The sequence below is a fragment of the Bowmanella denitrificans genome (assembly GCF_039522935.1).
Lineage (GTDB): Bacteria > Pseudomonadota > Gammaproteobacteria > Enterobacterales > Alteromonadaceae > Bowmanella > Bowmanella denitrificans.
The window spans coordinates 61,575-78,962 of sequence record NZ_BAAAEI010000003.1 but is presented as its reverse complement, the minus strand read 5'-3'; the positions used below and the strand labels follow the sequence as shown (position 1 = coordinate 78,962).

At 51.5% G+C, this 17,388-nt stretch carries 23 protein-coding genes; 12 read left to right on the top strand and 11 right to left on the bottom strand.

The window, feature by feature from the left end; translation table 11 throughout:
* Nucleotides 1-14 precede the first annotated feature (14 nt).
* Genes gspH through ABD028_RS02630 form a run of 7 tightly spaced genes read left to right on the top strand, consistent with a single transcriptional unit; the run spans nucleotide 15 to nucleotide 5,049 of the window.
* Nucleotides 15-635: a type II secretion system minor pseudopilin GspH gene (gspH, locus tag ABD028_RS02660; RefSeq protein ID WP_343841410.1), complete on the top strand. Its 621-nt coding sequence runs from the start codon at nucleotides 15-17 to the stop codon at nucleotides 633-635.
* Nucleotides 632-1,036: a type II secretion system minor pseudopilin GspI gene (gspI, locus tag ABD028_RS02655; protein WP_245921840.1), complete on the top strand. Its 405-nt coding sequence runs from the start codon at nucleotides 632-634 to the stop codon at nucleotides 1,034-1,036. Before gspH ends, gspI begins: the two co-directional genes overlap by 4 nt.
* Nucleotides 1,036-1,668, top strand: a complete 633-nt coding sequence (gspJ, locus tag ABD028_RS02650; RefSeq protein WP_343841405.1) for a type II secretion system minor pseudopilin GspJ — start codon at nucleotides 1,036-1,038, stop codon at nucleotides 1,666-1,668. Before gspI ends, gspJ begins: the two co-directional genes overlap by 1 nt.
* Nucleotides 1,655-2,629, top strand: a complete 975-nt coding sequence (gene gspK, locus ABD028_RS02645) for a type II secretion system minor pseudopilin GspK (protein ID WP_102798597.1) — start codon at nucleotides 1,655-1,657, stop codon at nucleotides 2,627-2,629. The genes gspJ and gspK overlap by 14 nt, the downstream gene beginning before the upstream one ends.
* Nucleotides 2,626-3,822, top strand: a complete 1,197-nt coding sequence (gene gspL, locus ABD028_RS02640; RefSeq protein ID WP_102798596.1) for a type II secretion system protein GspL — start codon at nucleotides 2,626-2,628, stop codon at nucleotides 3,820-3,822. The genes gspK and gspL overlap by 4 nt, the downstream gene beginning before the upstream one ends.
* A gap of 1 nt (nucleotide 3,823) precedes the next feature.
* Nucleotides 3,824-4,303, top strand: a complete 480-nt coding sequence (gspM, locus tag ABD028_RS02635) for a type II secretion system protein GspM (RefSeq protein WP_343841400.1) — start codon at nucleotides 3,824-3,826, stop codon at nucleotides 4,301-4,303.
* A gap of 2 nt (nucleotides 4,304-4,305) precedes the next feature.
* Nucleotides 4,306-5,049 carry a type II secretion system protein N gene (locus ABD028_RS02630; protein WP_343841398.1) on the top strand — a complete coding sequence of 248 codons (744 nt, stop codon included), beginning with the start codon at nucleotides 4,306-4,308 and terminating at the stop codon, nucleotides 5,047-5,049.
* A 67-nt stretch (nucleotides 5,050-5,116) separates the two neighbouring features.
* Here the strand turns inward: ABD028_RS02630 and ABD028_RS02625 are convergent, their stop codons facing one another.
* The 3 genes from ABD028_RS02625 to yrfG all read right to left on the bottom strand — a co-directional run bounded on the left by ABD028_RS02625 (nucleotide 5,117) and on the right by yrfG (nucleotide 7,998).
* A complete protein-coding gene (locus ABD028_RS02625; RefSeq protein ID WP_343841396.1) occupies nucleotides 5,117-5,500 on the bottom strand; it encodes a hypothetical protein in 384 nt (127 codons plus the stop codon).
* Nucleotides 5,497-7,107 carry a S41 family peptidase gene (locus ABD028_RS02620; protein WP_343841394.1) on the bottom strand — a complete coding sequence of 537 codons (1,611 nt, stop codon included), beginning with the start codon at nucleotides 7,105-7,107 and terminating at the stop codon, nucleotides 5,497-5,499. The genes ABD028_RS02625 and ABD028_RS02620 overlap by 4 nt, the downstream gene beginning before the upstream one ends.
* Nucleotides 7,108-7,308: 201 nt before the next feature.
* Nucleotides 7,309-7,998: a GMP/IMP nucleotidase gene (yrfG, locus tag ABD028_RS02615; protein WP_343841496.1), complete on the bottom strand. Its 690-nt coding sequence runs from the start codon at nucleotides 7,996-7,998 to the stop codon at nucleotides 7,309-7,311.
* Nucleotides 7,999-8,102: 104 nt separating this feature from the next.
* On the opposite strand from yrfG, the gene nudE reads away from it, so the two are divergent.
* Genes nudE through ABD028_RS02600 form a run of 3 tightly spaced genes read left to right on the top strand, consistent with a single transcriptional unit; the run spans nucleotide 8,103 to nucleotide 10,065 of the window.
* On the top strand, nucleotides 8,103-8,666 hold the full coding sequence (gene nudE, locus ABD028_RS02610; protein WP_102798591.1) for an ADP compounds hydrolase NudE: 564 nt from the start codon (nucleotides 8,103-8,105) through the stop codon (nucleotides 8,664-8,666).
* Entirely contained in the window at nucleotides 8,666-9,502 is an 837-nt protein-coding gene (gene cysQ, locus ABD028_RS02605) for a 3'(2'),5'-bisphosphate nucleotidase CysQ (protein ID WP_343841391.1), read from the top strand. Before nudE ends, cysQ begins: the two co-directional genes overlap by 1 nt.
* Nucleotides 9,499-10,065 carry a YceI family protein gene (locus ABD028_RS02600; RefSeq protein ID WP_343841389.1) on the top strand — a complete coding sequence of 189 codons (567 nt, stop codon included), beginning with the start codon at nucleotides 9,499-9,501 and terminating at the stop codon, nucleotides 10,063-10,065. Before cysQ ends, ABD028_RS02600 begins: the two co-directional genes overlap by 4 nt.
* On the opposite strand, the gene ABD028_RS02595 is transcribed toward ABD028_RS02600, so the two are convergent.
* From ABD028_RS02595 to ABD028_RS02575, 5 genes are all read right to left on the bottom strand, one after another.
* Nucleotides 10,062-10,298 (bottom strand): YheU family protein, encoded by a 237-nt coding sequence (locus ABD028_RS02595; RefSeq protein ID WP_343841387.1) that lies wholly within the window; start codon nucleotides 10,296-10,298, stop codon nucleotides 10,062-10,064. The genes ABD028_RS02600 and ABD028_RS02595 overlap by 4 nt on opposite strands.
* A complete protein-coding gene (locus ABD028_RS02590; RefSeq protein WP_343841384.1) occupies nucleotides 10,295-11,299 on the bottom strand; it encodes a hydrolase in 1,005 nt (334 codons plus the stop codon). Before ABD028_RS02590 ends, ABD028_RS02595 begins: the two co-directional genes overlap by 4 nt.
* Before the next feature lie 66 nt (nucleotides 11,300-11,365).
* Nucleotides 11,366-11,494, bottom strand: coding sequence for a hypothetical protein (locus tag ABD028_RS02585; protein WP_343841382.1), 129 nt, complete (start codon nucleotides 11,492-11,494; stop codon nucleotides 11,366-11,368).
* A 74-nt stretch (nucleotides 11,495-11,568) separates the two neighbouring features.
* A complete protein-coding gene (locus ABD028_RS02580; protein WP_102798586.1) occupies nucleotides 11,569-12,042 on the bottom strand; it encodes a TIGR02444 family protein in 474 nt (157 codons plus the stop codon).
* Nucleotides 12,029-13,939, bottom strand: a complete 1,911-nt coding sequence (locus ABD028_RS02575; protein ID WP_343841380.1) for an ATP-binding cassette domain-containing protein — start codon at nucleotides 13,937-13,939, stop codon at nucleotides 12,029-12,031. The genes ABD028_RS02580 and ABD028_RS02575 overlap by 14 nt, the downstream gene beginning before the upstream one ends.
* A gap of 89 nt (nucleotides 13,940-14,028) precedes the next feature.
* On the opposite strand from ABD028_RS02575, the gene ABD028_RS02570 reads away from it, so the two are divergent.
* Nucleotides 14,029-14,232: a YheV family putative zinc ribbon protein gene (locus tag ABD028_RS02570; protein ID WP_343841377.1), complete on the top strand. Its 204-nt coding sequence runs from the start codon at nucleotides 14,029-14,031 to the stop codon at nucleotides 14,230-14,232.
* Nucleotides 14,233-14,234: 2 nt separating this feature from the next.
* Here ABD028_RS02570 and ABD028_RS02565 read toward each other — a convergent pair whose 3' ends face one another.
* Genes ABD028_RS02565 through ABD028_RS02555 form a run of 3 tightly spaced genes read right to left on the bottom strand, consistent with a single transcriptional unit; the run spans nucleotide 14,235 to nucleotide 16,413 of the window.
* Entirely contained in the window at nucleotides 14,235-15,152 is a 918-nt protein-coding gene (locus ABD028_RS02565; RefSeq protein WP_102798583.1) for a formate/nitrite transporter family protein, read from the bottom strand.
* Nucleotides 15,153-15,210: 58 nt separating this feature from the next.
* The gene (locus ABD028_RS02560) at nucleotides 15,211-15,426 is read right to left on the bottom strand and encodes a SlyX family protein (protein ID WP_102798582.1); all 216 of its coding nucleotides are present in this window, start codon (nucleotides 15,424-15,426) and stop codon (nucleotides 15,211-15,213) included.
* Between the two features lie 18 nt (nucleotides 15,427-15,444).
* Nucleotides 15,445-16,413, bottom strand: coding sequence for a WD40 repeat domain-containing protein (locus ABD028_RS02555; protein ID WP_102798581.1), 969 nt, complete (start codon nucleotides 16,411-16,413; stop codon nucleotides 15,445-15,447).
* Between the two features lie 255 nt (nucleotides 16,414-16,668).
* Between ABD028_RS02555 and fkpA the strand changes: the two genes are divergently transcribed.
* Nucleotides 16,669-17,388: FKBP-type peptidyl-prolyl cis-trans isomerase (fkpA, locus tag ABD028_RS02550; RefSeq protein ID WP_343841369.1), on the top strand; the 720-nt coding region annotated here is incomplete at its 3' end.

The following is a 17,388-nucleotide window of genomic DNA, read 5'->3' as shown; positions in this document are numbered from 1 at the left end:
AATCCGGACACGCCATGCCAGCCAAGTACCCGTTACATTCAATACCCAGCCGCGGCTTCACGTTGCTTGAAGTGATGCTGGTATTGTTGCTGATGGGCCTGATCGTCAGCACTGTGACCTTTACCGCACTGGGCAAAAGCCCTGAAGATATATTGAAAGAACAGGCGCAGCGGTTTGCCGTGGTCATGAATATGGCGTCGGATTATGCAGTGCTAAACCAGTTGGAATTGGGCCTGCGTATCGAAGAGGACCACTACTACTTTGTGCAGCTTGACGATAAGCAACAGTGGCAAAAGATTGAACAGGATAAACTCTTCAATCAGCGCGACCTGGACGAAGACATGAGCCTGGCGCTGGAGCTGGAAGATCTGCCCTGGCAAGACGAAGAAAGTTTGTTTGACCAGGCGCTGTTTGACGAGCAGTTGTCTGTCAGTGAAGAAGGCGTCGAAATCGGTGAGGACGAGGAAAAACTGCCACCACCACAAGTCTTGCTGTTATCCAGTGGCGAAATTACCCCCTTTAGTTTGACCTTCAAGTTCGAACCTTCCTTCGGCAACCAGCGTCCCGTGGGTTTTAGGGTAGATGCGCAGGATATGCCACCACTTTCTGTCAGCGAGGCACTGGATAACCCATGATGTTGTGTCTGACCAGGCTGAATGCAACCAAACAGCGGGGCATGACCTTGCTGGAAGTCATGGTCGCCTTGCTGATTTTCGCTATTGCCGGTACGGCGGTAATGAAAGCGGCCGGGGAACACCTGCATAATGTCGGCATGATTGAAGAAGTGACTATGGCCACCTGGGTGGCCGATAACCGCCTGACACAGATCCATCTGGAAGGCCGCTGGCCACCCCAAAACAATCAAAAAGGCAGTGTGGAAATGGCACACCGCACCTGGTACTGGAAGCAATTGGTCAAGGAAACCGCCGATAAGGAACTGCGCCAGGTGGAAGTGGAAGTACGGCTGGAAGAAAATGCCCCGCAGGCCATTACCATGGTCAGCACCTATATTGCCAAACCAGCCAGGAACCCATAATGAACGCCCGTGGCTTTACCTTGCTGGAAATCCTGATTGCCATGGCCATATTCACCATGATTGGCCTGGCGGCTTATTCTGTGCTCACCACCACCACAGACTCAGATGCCATATCCAGCCAACGGGTAGCGAAGCTGGAAGCCCTGCAGCGGGCTATGCTGTATTTAGAAAGGGATATTCTGCAGGCCGTTCCCCGTGCCGTACGCATTAACGGCGATGCCAACGGCAAGGTTATCAGTGGCGGCCAGGATCAACTGCAAAGCGAGGCCGACGGCCTAGCGCTGGTACGTGCCGGCTGGCAGAATCCGCAGTTGATGTTACCCAGAAGTACCCTGCAAGCCGTTGGCTATCGGCTGCAGGAAGGCACCCTGCAGCGCCTGTACAGCAACCATCCGGACAGCGTGATTGGTAGTGAACCCAAAGTAAAAGTGCTGTTGCAGGATATTGAAGATTTTCGCGTACAGTTTTTACCCAACGCTGGCTTTGAAAGGGAACTGAAATGGCAGGATGACTACGTCGGTGCGGTACTGCCAAGGGCCATTGCCATTGAATTCGACAGTGTCGATTTTGGCCGCATACGCCGCGAGTTTCTGCTGGCCTCAGAGGGAGGCGACCCCAATGCAGTCAACTAAAGGACAACGAGGTGTGGCTCTGGTGCTGGTGTTGATGATAGTGGCACTGGTCAGCGTCATCGCCACGCAGATGGGCTCCAGATTGCAATTGCAGGCCAAACGCGCTGGCAATCTCAAAGACAGTAACCAGGCGTATTGGTACGCCATGAGCGCCGAGCAATATGCGCAAAAAGCCCTGGCCGAACAGATGAAAAATGCCAACGGCGTGATTAACCTCAATCAGCCCTGGGCAGCCAGTGATATTCAGTTTCCATTGGAAAACGGCGGAATCGAAGCCAAGCTCACCGACATGCAAAGCTGTTTTAACGTCAACGCCCTGCAAACCAGCAGTAATAGCAGACCGCTGGCCGATGCCTTTAAGCGCTTGCTGCAAAGCGAGGAATTTGAGATTCCTTCCTATGAAGTGGATGTGTTCAGAGATTCGGTACTGGACTGGCTGGATGAAGATGACAACCTCAGCCCCTATGGTGCCGAAGACAGTGACTACGAAGCCATGCAGCCCCCTTATCTGCCAGCCAATGGCCTGATGAGCAGTATCAGCGAACTGCGTATGGTCAATGGTGCCAATCCCAAGTGGCTGAGCAAGGTATTACCGCTGCTTTGTGTGATTCCCGGGCATACTGAGCTGAAAATCAATATCAATACCCTGGACGAAAGTGCCGCGCCGTTGTTACATGCGCTCTTGGGTAGCAGTATCAGCCTGCAGAATGTTAAAGATATTCTCTCTTCCCGGCGTCCGGAAGGATTCGAGAGTAAAGAAGATTTTCTGAATATGCCGGAGATCACTAATTTAAACCTGGATGATGACCAGAAAGCCTGGTTTGACGTCACCACAGGATATTTTTTATTGCAGACCCGAAGTCGTTACAATAATGCCAGCTTCGCCATGTCCTCCCTGCTGAAGGTGGGCAATGATCATCAGGCCAGCGTAATACGCAGGGAATTTGGAGGATTTCAATGACAGAACAGCTGATTGTCAGGCTGGGCAGCGATGCACTGGACCCGGTGCAGTGGCTGGTTTGGTCCGCTACCGAACAGGATATTATTGCATCCGGGGAATTGCCGGATGCCGCTCAGCTTGCCAGCTTACGAGACAGAGCCGGTTCAAGGCCTGTCACCGCTCTGGTACCGGCCAGCGATATCTTATTGCATTGGGTGAATATGCCAGCCAAATCCGGGCGTAAAGCCCTGGCGGCCATTCCCTTTATGTTGGAAGATGAGCTGTGCAGCGACATTGACAGCCAGTTTTTTGCCATCGGACCACGCCAGGCCAACAGCCAGGCTGTAGCAGTGGTAGATAAACAACGTCTGCGCCTGTGGCAGGCGATGCTGGCCGATGCCGGTCTTGTTTGCCATAAGTTACTGCCCGATGTGCTGGCCCTGCCGGTAAACAGCACTGGCTGGTCCATGCTACAGCTTGGTGAGCAGTTATTGATTCGTCAGGACCAATGGAAAGGCATGCAAGGGGAAAGCACCTGGATGCTGGATGCCTTACTGCATTTTGCCAAACAGCTGAGCGAGCCACTGCAGATCGCCAATTATTCCGATCTGGCCTTGCCGGACTCACCCAATCTGGTGCAACAGGCCGAACCGCTGGAAATGCCAATGAAAGTGTTGGCCCAGGGTGCGCTGGCGCAAAGCTTCAATTTGCTGCAGGGGGAATTTAAGCCCAAGCGCCAACATAACGGCCAGTGGCAGAAATGGCGCCTGGCCGCGGTTCTTGCCGTGGTGGCCCTGACCACCAGCCTGGTGGATAAAGGCCTGCAGGCCAGCCAGTTGGCCAGCCACAAGGCAGAGTTGGACGCCCAGATTCAGGCCGAGTTTAAGCGCGCATTTCCCGAAGTGACCCGAATCGTCAACGTTCGCTCGCAAATGAATCAGAAACTCAGTGAACTTCAGCAGGGCGGTGGTGGCACGTCCTTGCTGGTAATGCTGTCGCAACTCAGCCCGGCCTTTGCCCAAAGTCAGGTACGTCCGCAGACCCTGAAATTTGACAGCAAGCGCGCCGAGTTACGTATGCAAGCTGCTGCCGATAGTTTCGAAGCGCTGGAACAGTTTCGTCGCCTGGCCGAAGGTCAGGGGTTCAGCGTTGATCAGGGCGCGATAAATAACACCGATAATAAAGTGGTCGGTTCACTGTCCATAAGGAGCTGATGTGAAGCAAATCATGGAAAAATTCAAAGCCCTGTCAGAACGTGAACAGCGTTTGGTGCTGGCGGCCGCAGCCGTATTAGCAGTGCTGTTGTTTTACTTTCTGGTCTGGTCACCGCTGAACCAGTCTATTGCACGCAATCAGGCGGCGATAGCCAGCCAGCAGGAATTGCTGACCTGGGTACAAAAAAATGCCAATCGCGTCCAGCAACTAAAAGGCAGTGCCAGCAAAAGCAATAAATTTAACGGTTCGCTAACCCAGGCGGTGAATCAGTCAGCCAGCCGGGTCAATATCAGTATCGCCCGTATGCAGCCACAAGGTGAAGAATTACAGGTTTGGGTGGACGAAGCCCCCTTCAACCAGGTAGTGGCCTGGTTACAGGGCCTGGAACAAATGGGCATAGTGATTATGGATGCCGATTTTGCTGAGACCGCCAATACCGGTCAGATTCGCATCCGCAGATTGCAGTTAAGCAAAGGATAAGCATGAAGTTTGTCAAGATTCTGGGCCTGTCATTATTGGCCTACCTGCTATTGTTAATAGCCAGCCTGCCTGCCGCGCAGGTTGTGCCACGACTGCCGTTGCCGCCACAACTGCAGATTCAGGGATTGCAGGGTAGTATCTGGAATGGTCGTGCCGCCATAGTGCAATATCAGGGCTTACCTGTTCGCCAGCTTCACTGGCAGGTCAATCCATGGGCACTATTAACTGGTAAGTTGTCACTGGCACTGAACGCCGGTAATAGCAGAGACGTCGAACAAATCTCGCTACAAGGTCATCTCCGTCTTGGCAATAACAGCATTGCCTCTGAGGGGTTGGAGATCTTTTTGCCCACCGATCTGGTGATTGCCCAATTACCATTACCTTTGCCGGTCAATGCCAAGGGCAGATTTAAGGTCAATCTGGATGAACTGGAATACGATCAGAGCGGCTGCCACAGTGCTGTCGGCCGGGGACAGTGGTTAAACGCCCAGGTGTCTGGTACCCGCGGTTTTATTCCGCTTGGGAATTTCAGCGCGGATCTAAGCTGCCAGGACAAGCAACTGTTGCTGGACATCAAAGAACCTAATAGCTTTGGCCTTAATGCTCAGGCCAGGATACCGGCTGACTTTAAAGTCAAAGTGACAGGCAGATTTAAACCGTCCGCCGAGTTGCCGGAGGAGGTTCACCAGGCTGCCAGGTTATTTGGCCAGGCTGATAATCAGGGCTACTACCAGATTCGGTTCTGACAGAGGTAAAAAAACGCGCCGACAAGGGCGCGTTTTCCTGGTGATAGCCGATTTTTTGCCGCGGCTCCTAATACTTGTCAGATGTTGCTAACGGGCGGCATTTGGCCTGCTTAAGTGCAAAACTTTGCTCGCTGCCTACTTGCACTAGCTGGCAAATACCTGACGACAGATATAATTCAAACACCAGTGGCGGCTCGTTGTGTCGGCCATTTAGCAGCCGTCCTTGTGTATCACGCAGGGCCTGGCGTTCCAGCAGCAGTTTATGGCTGTCGGTTAAAGCCGTTTCCAGCATGGGGGTAGCGGCCACACCAATGGCCTGTTGAATAACCTGTTGCAACTCCGCTTTGACCTCGGCGGATGGGTTGGTAATCACCGCTGGCACCATCTGCATGGCGGTGCCCTGACAGGCACTTAGTAGTACTGAGCAGAATAAGATGGCATTTCCTCTCATTGACTTAACCTCTGTAGTACCACCTTATTCGGGTAGATCTTGTTGTTCCACAGCGGGTTATGCGAACTTGCGGTTTGCACAGCTGGGCCACTTCTCTGCAGCGTTTTAGTCTTATTGGTTCTGAGTGGCTCTGGAGGACAGCTAGCATCCTGCATATGTTGCAGTGCAGCGGCGAGCAGGGCTTCCTGAGTATCACCCAAAGCATGGTTTAAGTCGTCGTCCACCCTACACCCTGGCACTTCGTCCAGAAAGTTCAGGTTAGGTCGCTGTTTGGGTTTAAGTCCATCGGCATATTCACCAAAGCCCGCGTAGTTTTCTCCTTTAAACTGGATGGTGGAATAGGTAGTACCGCAGTTATCTGTAGGATAAAAACCATAGGGTTTACCACAGGTGGTGTCGCCCATCAGCACCACCTCAACATCAATGCCCCTGAGTGCATTGATCAACGATTCACTGGCTGAACAGGTATTGCCGGTAGACAACACATACACACGGGTCAGATTCAGGGTGGGTAGCGCCACGCCTGTTCCATAGAATTCTTCATCCAGTAATTGGTTAATGAACACTAATTCATCATCTTCTTCAAACTTGCCGTTGAATACTATTCTTTCAAAGAATGCATCTGCCGGGACAATATCCGGGCCGGTGATCATATAGCCAAGCTGTGATGACTGGGCCAGCAACCCACCGCCGTTGTAGCGCAGATCCAGCACCAGCTCGCTGATATTGGCGTCCTTGAGTTGCTGTATTGCCGCTTTCAGTGGTTGCTGGGATTTAAAGATATTAAAAGTGTTAAACAGCAGATAGCCTACCCGTCCCTGAGTTGTATTTAATACCGTTGTTTTCGCTACTGCATGAATTTCATAGTCAGTTGAGGTTAACGATACATCAAGCATGTTGCCGCTCAGGGTTTTGAACGTCATTGGCGTTCGCTGGCCAACCGACTCAGGGAACAGGCCCTTATTAATGGCATCCACACCCGCATCAGTTTCGTCGTAGATCAAATCGCGGCCATTTATGTTAACCAGTTGCATGCCACGTTCGATGCCCGCCAGGTCGGCAGGAGAACCGGGCTCAATGTATACCACATGCAAACTGCGGGGAGGGTAGGGACTGCCCCAAACCCATTCAAAACCATAACCACTTGTCACTCCCGACTGGGTGCGTTTATTGAGTTCGGCGGTATCTTGCGCGTAGTGGAAGTTATCTTTGTAGCTGCCAGATGCAGTGCGTAAATCCGTCTTCAAACGCTCAAAATACTCCAGCACACCATAACCAGCTGGATTAACATCATCCAGTTCATCGTACCAAAGATAACTTTCGTGGCTCCAGGAGCGTAGCCACAGCTTTTCCAAGGTCTCGCTGCCTTTTTTATCCGGATAGGCGTTATTGGTGACAGGGTCGACACCCGTTCGGGGAGTTGCACATTTATCTTTCAGACTGGCAGAGCTGGCATACACGCCGGCCTGCCATTGCGCGGTGGGCGATGTGCCATTATTAACGGGTTTTGTCGTTCCAGAAGACCCGCCACCGCCTCCACAGGCAATCAGAGTCAAAGCCATACCAAGCGCAAGGCCGAGTTTCACTTTTTGTGTTGTGATTTGCATAAATTTCCTGCCGTTCTAGGCTTTTTTATAATGTTCAGATACTGACTTCATTCCATAGCAAGTCAGCACCTGCGTCCTGTTCCTGACGTCGGACACCTACAAATGGGATGAGTACCCAGCGCCGGAAGCGGCAGTTAAAGCGATAGTCGGTCAGAGGGCAAGACAGCAGGATGACAAAATATGCACAAAGGCGCGCTTTACTTAGCGGTCTGGTTGAACGGGGTAGCGGCGAATATCCTCAAGTAAATAACGAAAATCCTGCACGGCCGGAAAGTCATCAATCTGTCTGGCGGGTTTTTTCGAGTCAGGGTTGCTGACCGCCAACAGATGCGCGATGCCAAACTGACGGGCTGCTTCCAGAATCACCAAACTGTCATCCACAAACAGCGTGCGGGCCGGGTCAAAGCCTAATCGGGCCTGAAGTTGTTGCCATAGGGACTGGGATTCCTTAGTGACACCGAATTCATGGGTGGAGATCAGCAAGTCAATGTGCTGGTCCAGTTGGGTCCGTTCCACCTTTAGCGACAAGCTGCCAGGATGGGCATTGGTTACCAACACTACCTGGCGACCACTGGCATGCAGAGCATCCAGAAATGGCAGGCTGTCCTCTCGTAAACTTATAAGATGCTGCACCTCACGTTTGGCGCTGACAATATCCATTTGCAAACGCTCGGCCCAGTAGTCCAGGCAATACCAGGCAATAGTGCCGGTTACCGCATCATAGTCCTTCTGCATGCGGGCTTTGGCCTGCTCCAGACTGATACCGTCCCGCTCCGCCAGTTTGGCCGGGATCAGTTCCAACCAAAAATGATTGTCAAAGTGCAGGTCCAGCAGGGTGCCGTCCATATCCAGCAGTACAGTGTCAATTTGATTCCAGGACAGCATCGGCAGTCGCTCCATAAAGGCAATTAATTGGCATTCACACAGCAATACGCTGTTTTATCCGCCACTTATTGAGTTATAGTTAGGGCGAGATATTCTAACGCGACAGGTAGATGAGTAAAGTCACGTCAGACAAAGCCCTTCCTCTTATCCATGATGCACAAGTGGTGGCCCGCAGTCGCCTCTTTCATATAGAAAAACTGGATCTGGAGTTTTCAAACGGTGCGCGGCGCGAGTTTGAGCGCATGAAAGGCTCCGGCCGTGGCGCCGTGATGCTGGTGCCCTTTTTAGATGCCAACACGCTGCTACTGGTGCGCGAATATGCTGCTGGTACCCATTCCTACCAGTTGGGCTTTCCCAAAGGTTTGATAGACCCAGGTGAAGACAGCCTGCAGGCAGGTAACAGGGAATTGATGGAAGAAGTGGGTTACGGGGCAAAAACTCTGCATCGTCTGCACAGGGTCAGCATGGCGCCGGCGTTCTTCAATGCCAGTATGGAAGTACTGATTGCAGAAGATCTTTACCCCCATCGCCTGGAAGGAGATGAGCCCGAGCCATTGGAAGTGGTGCCATGGTCGGTTCAGGATTTGGACGGCCTGTTGGATCGCGAGGATTTTACCGAGGCGCGCAGTATTGCCGCCTTGTTACTGACAGAGAGGTGGTTAAGGAACCGATAATGTCGAACGGGGAATTAAGCAGATATTTGGCCATAGCCAAACAAGCCGCTCGCGAAGCAGGGCGGGTAATACTAAAAGTGTATGACAGCGGCGATTATCAGAGCTTCAGTAAGGCTGACGAGTCCCCGGTCACCAGTGCAGATTACCAGGCCAATGACATTATCCAGGCCATGCTTAAGGAACAGACTCCGGACATTCCCATTATGTCGGAAGAGCAAAATAACGGTAATCTTGCCCAGCGCCAGCATTGGAAACGTTATTGGCTGATAGACCCCATCGACGGCACACAGGAATTCGTCGCCCGTAGCGGTGACTTTGCGGTAAATATTGCCCTGGTGGAAGACAATGAACCGGTAGTAGGGGTAATCTACTGGCCAGCCGGTGATTCACTTTATTACGCCAGTAAAAATCAGGGGGCATTCAAAGAAACCCCTAAGGAAGATAAGCGTATCAGTGTGCGCAAGCTGGATGATCCAGCTAACGGGGTGGTGGTGATTGCCATCAGCCGCCGCCAATCCAGGGAGAAGGTGATGTCCAGCTTAAACAGCAGCCGGGTCTATCAGCCTTTGCCTTTGGGTAGCTGTTCGTTAAAAGCCTGCTTTATTGCCGAAGGTAAGGCCGATGTGTTTTTACGTGTGGGCGACACCGGCGAGTGGGACACCGGCGCCTCCCAATGTATTGTCACCGAAGCAGGTGGCAAAGTGCTGGCGGCCAATTTTGAACCCCTGACTTACAACAGACGTAACAGTCTGACGAACCCCGACTTTGTCGTGTTGGGCGACCCCGGTGTCAACTGGCAGGATGTAGTCAAACATCAAATAAAAGGAAGATCATGAAACGTGTTAGTTTGGCAGCGTTACTGCTGTGTTCTCAAGCCGCATTGGCCGATTGGCAGATGGATCAACAAGTATCCAGCCTGTCTTTTCTATCGACCAAAAATAATCTGGTAACAGAAACTCATCATTTCACTGATTTTAACGGCACACTGGCGGAAGACGGCAGTCTGGCGGTGAAAATTGAGCTGAACTCGGTTGAAACCAATATTGCCATTCGTAATGAGCGCATGCGTGAACATTTGTTTAAACTCTTCCCTACCGCCAACCTGACAGCACAGTTACCTAATGAGGTAATGGGCCTGGATGTGGGCGAAAGCATGTCATTGGAAGTCAAAGGTCAACTGGAGCTAAACAGTAAGACACAGATTCTGACCATGCAGCTTCAGGTTACCCGTCTGGCCAACGAGCAATTACTGGCCACTACCGTTCAGCCTGTATTGGTCAACTCTGTCCAGTTTGGCCTGACCGATGGCATAAAGAAACTGCAGGAATTAGCGGGGCTTGCCAGTATTGATCAGACCGTGCCTGTCACTTTTAATGTGGTATTTAATGCTGCAAATTAGAGCTGCTGCTGAATCGCTTCGCCAAACTGATCTTTAGGCAGGATATTCACTGACTCATGTAATTCTGAATAAACCAGCAGCACATCACCGCGTTTAAGCTGTTGATGTACCTGCTGGATTTTATCTTCCAGACTGGCTTCCTGTTCGCCATAGTCGGTGCCTTCACGAAGTACAAAAGCTTCGATAATATTGTGCAAGGTGGCGGCTTCCAGTTGATCGATAGGGATAATCATTTGTTACCTTGAAAATGTGGACGGATAAACTCTACCACTCTGTTGTGCGTCCAGATTAGTGGGCGCCAGGGCGTGCCCTGCATAAACCCCACATGCCCCCCCTGACGACTTAGCTCCAGCCTGACGTAAGGAGATATTTCATTTGTCTTAGGCACGACTTGCGGGCTCATAAAGGGATCATCAAGAGCATGCAAAACCAGTGTGGGAGTATTGATTTTGTCCATGTAAGAGACAGCACTGCATTGCTGATAATAATCATCGGCGCAAGCAAAACCATGCAGGGGAGCGGTCACATGTTGGTCGAAGTCGCGGAAACTCTTAAAACTATTCACCTTGCCAGCGTCCAAACCCAGTTGGGAAAAGTCCAGACGCTGCATTTTATCCAGCAGGCGTTTACACATGCTGCCCAGCAGGTAACGCTGGTACAGTCTTGAAAAACCCTGATTAATGCTGTGTGCACAATCTGCCAAACGAAACGGCGGAGAGATAGCAATGGCGGCCCTGAACCAGGACTGGCTGACTCTTTCTCCTAGTAGTTTAAGCAGCATATTCGCACCTAACGAAAAACCCATACCAACTTTGGGTAGCAAAGGAAAACGCTGCTGCAGAGTGTCCAGCAAAAAACGCGCATCTTCTGTATCGCCGGAATGATAAGCACGTAAGGTACGATTGGGCTGGTTACCGCAGCCACGAAAATGCATCATCACCGCACGCCAGCCTTGTTCATGCAAAACCGCCAGCATGTCATTGGCATAGTGGGAGCGAGCCGACCCCTCCAGGCCATGAAAGCATACCACTAAGCCGTGCTGATGTTTTTGTTCGGGTGTCCAGGCCAGTTCGACAAAGTCACCATCGGGCAGCTCAAGCGCTTCCCAATTCAGTGCGATACGACGACGCTTCTGTAACCATCTTGGCCAGATGGTTTGTACATGGCGATTTTTAGCCCACCAAGGTGGCCGAAAGCCACTTTCCACGATCTGCCCGTACTCTGCGCTGCTCACTACCCACTCCTGTTATCAGACTGGCAGATTTGACAACAGGATGGCGCCAAGTACAAGGCCGATGAGTTAGTGTGGCTTACCGTCTAAGCTGTTGCGGATAAACAGGTAGACATAATAAAAGCAGATGGCCAGCACCACGCCCAGCCCTAACAGGGAGCCCCAGGCAACAGGGTCATTTAAAATAAGCTCTAGCATAATAGTCTCCAGGCCCTTTTGTATTGAGCTCAGAGTAAGAGTTTATGCATGATGGGTTTTTGACCCCGGTCAAACTATTTCCCGAAATATGGCAATCCGAACTCTGCCACGCTCTGATAAAGCGTCGCGATTAATGGCATCACGTCCGGTCTGTCGTCCAGTTTGATAAGTCGGGCGTAATGCATGAGGTTATCGGCGGGCGCTTGCAGTGGACCTAGCTGATTTAAACAGGCAATCAGGTCTTGTTGCTGACGTTTTTCCAGCCGTAACTCTGCATCAAGAAGATACCGATACGCCTGCATATCCAGGGCTTTCACTGAGCGGCGCACTGCTCTTAGTGGCTGCAGGCGTATTTCGGTGTCACTCAGGCTGTGTAATAGCGACTCCAACTGCTGGTCACTTAATCCTGCGTTCTGTTGTTGCAGATAAAGGCAAAGCAACAACAGGTTGATATTAAAACCATGCTTATCCTGCAGTAGCAGACAACTGGGCTTTACCTTTTCGTACCAGGCCAGACTGAACTGCCAGAACGCCTCAGCCTGCCACATTACCGGTAAATTCCAGCTGCAGATTCTCCAGTTGCTCCTGATTATCCAACCACTGCATTTCCAGTTCTTCCAGCTCTTGCTTGTTATTTACCTGCTGTTCCAACAGTTCCTTTAAGCGGGCTTTATGTTGTTCTTCATACAGACTGGTATCCAACATTTGACGCTCAATATCCGCCAGACTGGCGTTGAGCTTATCCATGCGTTTTTCCTGTGCTTCTATGGCTTTACGCAAGGGTTGGGTACGCTGGCGGAATTCGGCTTCCAAACGCTTGACGGCTTTACGGTCGGGTTTATTGTCCTGGGCTTTGGCCGTTTCGCTGCCTGGCGTCTCGGTGTTGCTCAACCAGTTTTTATAGTCATCCAGATCACCGGCAAAGGGTTGCACCTGACCACTGTCCACCAGATAAAATTCGTCACATACCGAATTCAGCAGGAATCTGTCGTGGGACACCAAGACCATCGCCCCCTCAAAGCCCTGAATTGCCATATTCAGGGCATGACGCATATCCAGATCCAAATGGTTAGTGGGTTCGTCCAGCAGCAGCAGGTTGGGTTTCTGGTACACCAGTAACGCCAAAACCAGGCGGGCTTTTTCACCACCAGACATGGGAGCGACCGGGCTTAACGCTTCATCGCCACGAAAGCCGAAACCGCCCAGGAAATCACGCAGAGATTGCTCGGTCGCCAGTTTGTCCAGGCGTTGTAAATGCAGCAGTGCAGATGCCTTTGCATCCAGGTATTCCAACTGATGCTGGGCAAAGTAACCAATTTGCAGCCCCGCAGACGTGAGGTATTCCCCGTGTAAAGGGGGATTTTCACCTGCCAGCAACTTGATCAGTGTGGACTTCCCGGCACCATTGCGCCCCAATAAACCTATTCTGCTGCCCGGTACCAGATTTAGTTGCAGCTTCTGCAAAATCACCTTGTCGCCATAACCCACTTGCACCTGATCCATACTCACCAATGGATTTGGAAGTTTGGGCGGGGGCAGGAACTCAAAGGAAAAGCCGCTTTGGTAGTGGGCCGGTGCCAGCTGTTCCATTTTCTCCAGTTGCTTTACCCGGCTTTGCGCCTGCTTGGCCTTACTGGCCTTGGCTTTAAATCTGTCGATAAAGGACTGTAAATGCGCGCGCTGAAGCTGTTGCTTTTGATATTGTAAGTCCTGCTGACGAAGTTTTTCCGCACGCTGCCCCTCGAAGGCGCTGTAATTGCCCCGGTAGCAATTCAGCTGTTGCTGCTCGACATGGATGATTTCCTCCACCACGGCGTCTAAGAAGGCCTTGTCGTGAGAAATCAATATCAAGGTGCCGGGGTAGCGCTGCAGGAAACGCTCAAGCCAGATAACGGCATCCAAATCCAGGTGGTTAGTGGGTTCGTCCAATAGCAATAAGTCTGAATGACACAGCAGTGCCTGGGCCAGATTCAGACGCATACGCCAGCCACCAGAGAAGGTGCGTACCGGCAGGCCAATTTGTTGCTGGGAAAAACCCAGACCAGCCAGAATAATCGCCGCTCTCGATTCCACCTGATAGCCACCGGCCTGTTCCAACTGCAGGTGCAATGCTGCGATTCGCTCGCCATCATGAGCCTGTTCGGCATCGGTCAGCTCAGCTTGAATACGGCGTAATCGGTGATCGCCATCAATCACATAGTCCAGGGCGGTACGGTCGGATGCGGGGGTTTCCTGAGCCACCGCAGCAATCTGCCAATGGCGGGGCAGTTCACAATCGCCCTGATCAGGTTGCAACTGACCTTTAAGCATGGCAAACAGGCTGGATTTACCACAGCCGTTGGCACCAACCAGTCCCACCTTATGGCCTGGATAAATGGTGGCATTGGCGTCAGTCAGCAATTCCTTGCTGCCACGCATCAGGCTGAGATGGGTAAACTGGATCATGGGCTCGGCTACAACTGAGTAAAAAACCGCGATATTATACCAAGTTCAGTAGCGGTGTTGGTATCCATCACACAGATCAGAGTAATCAGATGTCAGAAAAAATCCGAAAACGTTTTATCGCCGGTGCGACCTGCCCCAAATGTCAGGCCATGGATACCCTGATGCTGTACATGCAAAACAATATTGAGCATGTGGAATGCGTGAGTTGCGGACACAAACAAAGCCAGCCGCAGGATCAGGTCAAAGCGGCCACCCGCAGCAGCGAATCGGTTATCGGTGTGTTTAAGCCCTGAGGCTACTTTTTGGGCTTGTTCTCAGCCCGCTGAGAATGGCGGATATGACCGTAATTCAGCATAGCAACAAATACACTGCCTCCCACCAGATTCCCCGCCAGGGCGGTGAGAATAACCGGAGGTAGCTGCCAGAAAGCGATACTGTCAGAAGAAAAATAGCCGACAAACAGCTCAATAGACCCGGCAATGGAATGGTGAAAACCTCCCAGCCCAATCAGGAAAGTCACGATATAGATGCTGACAATCTGGCTTAAGGTGGAATAGGTAGACAACACTATCCAGGCGCCCAGCGCCATCAGCCAACCCGCTAAAACCGCACTGACAAACAAGGTTTGCACCGGATAGTCAAGCAGATGCCTGGCCAGCACCAGATACCCTTCGCTGGCATGGATAACCGGCTCCGCAGCAATTAACAGGCCACTGGACAGCAGCCCTCCGAGCATATTGCCAAGAATCACAATGCCCCAAAGACGAAACAGTTTATTCAGCCTGGCCTTGCCGTCCAGCACAGGGTAGACGGCCGTGGCGGTATGTTCGGTGAACAATTGCGTACGACTGAGAATACAAAGTACAAAACCTAAAGGATAACTGGCCGCCAGAATCACCCGGCGAAATTCATGTTCTCCACCGGCCACCAGAGTAGCCATTACGGCAACGGCCAGTACGGTAAAACATAAAATCATGCCAGCCGCCACCGCTGAAAGCAGCAAGGATACGGTGGGACGGGAAATCTGTTCCAGACCTTCGCCAATGGCTTTTTCAAGAATATCGTCTGGGTGGCGAAAGGTTTCGTCAGTGCGTTTAACTATAACAGACACAAACTCACTATTTTCCTGCCGGCGCTCTTTGCCACGGCCGGTATCCTGCTCCCGCCCCAGTGGTTCACCACGACTAGATACCAGTTGTTTGTTTTCCTGCATCGCAATCTTCCCACCCCTTGTTGTTTTTGAATCTGGTCTGCGCCGCTTGTGTAAAAACTCAGTAGTGCGGCGGTGGTGTCTCTTCAGATTCACTGGCAATATTCGACACTGGCTGTTGCTTCAGCCGGTCAATCACATGCTTCATTTGAAACTGTAATGCATGCAGTTGTTTTTGTTGATCCACCAGCGCCTGGCTGAGTTTTTCAATGGTGTCTTCCTGAAAGGCCACCTTGGTTTGCAACAATTCAATATCCTGCACTAACTCATTATGCATACTTTGCCCCTTGCCGGCTTAATAAGACCAGACTTCAGTCAGGCCGCTGCTGCTATGCGACATGACCTTGTTGTCCGGCATAAAAGCCACATCATACACTACGGCGCTTTGTGGCCGGCTACCTTGCTTGGGTGTGACCATCCAACTGCTTACTTCATCACCACTTTTAACATCCCACAGGCTGAGGCCGCGGGAAGGGGAGCCGGTTAGCAGATACTTGCCGTCGGCAGAAAACCGGGCGGCAGAAAATATTTTCTGCCTTTGTAAATAATGTAATTTGCTGATCTGGTCCCCACTGCGAAGATCCCAGATTCTTGCATTATTCTTGCTATCCGCCGTAAAAGCATAGCGCCCCTGATAATCCAGAGCGACTTTGGTAACACGACTGGTGTGGGTAAAACTATAGAGCACCTGGCCACTGCGGGTATCCCACAGGTAGGCCATAAAGTCACTGCCACCGGTCAAAGCGTAAAAACCATTGGGTGACAGATCGACGCTGTTGATCTTTTCCTGATGACCAAGAAATTCCAGACGTCGGCCAGTTTGCGGCTCAAACAACATCACTTTGCCATTACCGCGGCCAACCAAAATAGCCCGCCCCTGATCCGATACCGCAATATCGCGAATGCTGGATTCGTCAATTCGCCAGAACCCCACAGGCTCACCGCTCTGGAGACTCCAAAGTGCAAAGGCTTCGCGGTCGGACGTCACCACATAGCTGCCATCAAACGCAATCCTTGTGGTAGCCACCAGATTGTTACCCTCGCCCTGATGACGCCATTGATAGCGTAAGTTCTGCTTTTCAACATCCCAGACGCTGATACCGTTTTCCACCGAAGACACCACTACCATGTTGGCATTAACCGCAATAGCCGCTGCCATGGCGCCGCCCGGAGCATGTTCATAAGACGCCACTGGCGTGCTGCCTGGAATCGAACAACCAGTCAACAGCAAGACAAACAATCCGAACAACAGGCTTTGGCGCATAACGTCCTTTAGGTTTCGCTTTTACTTTTATGGGTTTAGTATAAGCCCAATGTCCCGTTAACTGTCCAGCACAGTGGGGGGAAACCGGGATATCCTGACTGCGGAACTACCTTCTTTGCGGCAAACAGGAAACTTTCTCGCTTGTCGCCCCTCAAAGTTCGGAATTCGCTGCGGCGTCATTTTACTGCGTGCTGATTAGTGCAGTTCAATGCATGCCAAACAAAATTAGATAACACATACTCACTGGAGACTTTAATGAAAAAGACCGCTTTAGCTACCCTGGTGCTATCCGCCCTGACCCTGACAGCCTGCCAACAGGAAGCTGCCAAACCCAATGAACCAAACGTTGCGCTGGAAAGCCAGGAACAAAAGCAGGCATATGGTCTTGGGGTGTCGGTGGGGCAGTTTATTGACCAAAAACTGGACATGCAGGACGATGTCAATATTAAGCTGGATCGCGAGCTAGTGATTAAAGGCTTCAAAGATGCCCTGACCGCTGAGTCTAAACTGACACAGGAAGACATCCAGGCAGTACTGACGGCACTGGACGCACAGGTCAATGAGAAGCAGCAGGCCAAACAGGAAGAAGCTGCTGCTGCCAATATTGAAGCAGGTAAGGCTTTCCTGGCTGAAAATGCTAAACGCGAAGGCGTGGTCGTAACAGAATCCGGTCTGCAATATGAAGTGATCACGCAGGGCGAAGGTGCCAAACCTAAAGCTGAAGATACCGTGCAGGTACATTATCAGGGCACCCTGTTGGACGGAACTGAGTTTGACTCGTCTTATAAGCGTGGCGAGCCAGCCGTATTCCCACTGAACCGGGTTATTGCCGGCTGGACTGAAGGCGTGCAACTGATGAACGTCGGTTCCAAGTTCAAGTTCTTTATCCCCTCTGAACTTGCCTACGGCAAACGTTCAACAGGCTCGATTACCCCCAACTCAACTCTGGTATTTGAAGTTGAGTTGTTAGGCATT

Excerpts from the sequence above, each read along its gene's own strand:
- gspH (WP_343841410.1), top strand. The coding sequence starts at position 15 with ATGCCAGCCAAGTACCCGTTACATTCAATACCCAGCCGCGGCTTCACG.
- gspI (WP_245921840.1), top strand. The coding sequence starts at position 632 with ATGATGTTGTGTCTGACCAGGCTGAATGCAACCAAACAGCGGGGCATG.
- gspJ (WP_343841405.1), top strand. The coding sequence starts at position 1,036 with ATGAACGCCCGTGGCTTTACCTTGCTGGAAATCCTGATTGCCATGGCC.
- gspK (WP_102798597.1), top strand. The coding sequence starts at position 1,655 with ATGCAGTCAACTAAAGGACAACGAGGTGTGGCTCTGGTGCTGGTGTTG.
- gspL (WP_102798596.1), top strand. The coding sequence starts at position 2,626 with ATGACAGAACAGCTGATTGTCAGGCTGGGCAGCGATGCACTGGACCCG.
- ABD028_RS02630 (WP_343841398.1), top strand. The coding sequence starts at position 4,306 with ATGAAGTTTGTCAAGATTCTGGGCCTGTCATTATTGGCCTACCTGCTA.
- ABD028_RS02625 (WP_343841396.1), bottom strand. The coding sequence starts at position 5,500 with ATGAGAGGAAATGCCATCTTATTCTGCTCAGTACTACTAAGTGCCTGT.
- ABD028_RS02620 (WP_343841394.1), bottom strand. The coding sequence starts at position 7,107 with ATGCAAATCACAACACAAAAAGTGAAACTCGGCCTTGCGCTTGGTATG.
- nudE (WP_102798591.1), top strand. The coding sequence starts at position 8,103 with ATGAGTAAAGTCACGTCAGACAAAGCCCTTCCTCTTATCCATGATGCA.
- cysQ (WP_343841391.1), top strand. The coding sequence starts at position 8,666 with ATGTCGAACGGGGAATTAAGCAGATATTTGGCCATAGCCAAACAAGCC.
- ABD028_RS02600 (WP_343841389.1), top strand. The coding sequence starts at position 9,499 with ATGAAACGTGTTAGTTTGGCAGCGTTACTGCTGTGTTCTCAAGCCGCA.
- ABD028_RS02595 (WP_343841387.1), bottom strand. The coding sequence starts at position 10,298 with ATGATTATCCCTATCGATCAACTGGAAGCCGCCACCTTGCACAATATT.
- ABD028_RS02585 (WP_343841382.1), bottom strand. The coding sequence starts at position 11,494 with ATGCTAGAGCTTATTTTAAATGACCCTGTTGCCTGGGGCTCCCTGTTA.
- ABD028_RS02580 (WP_102798586.1), bottom strand. The coding sequence starts at position 12,042 with ATGTGGCAGGCTGAGGCGTTCTGGCAGTTCAGTCTGGCCTGGTACGAA.
- ABD028_RS02575 (WP_343841380.1), bottom strand. The coding sequence starts at position 13,939 with ATGATCCAGTTTACCCATCTCAGCCTGATGCGTGGCAGCAAGGAATTG.
- ABD028_RS02570 (WP_343841377.1), top strand. The coding sequence starts at position 14,029 with ATGTCAGAAAAAATCCGAAAACGTTTTATCGCCGGTGCGACCTGCCCC.
- ABD028_RS02565 (WP_102798583.1), bottom strand. The coding sequence starts at position 15,152 with ATGCAGGAAAACAAACAACTGGTATCTAGTCGTGGTGAACCACTGGGG.
- ABD028_RS02560 (WP_102798582.1), bottom strand. The coding sequence starts at position 15,426 with ATGCATAATGAGTTAGTGCAGGATATTGAATTGTTGCAAACCAAGGTG.
- ABD028_RS02555 (WP_102798581.1), bottom strand. The coding sequence starts at position 16,413 with ATGCGCCAAAGCCTGTTGTTCGGATTGTTTGTCTTGCTGTTGACTGGT.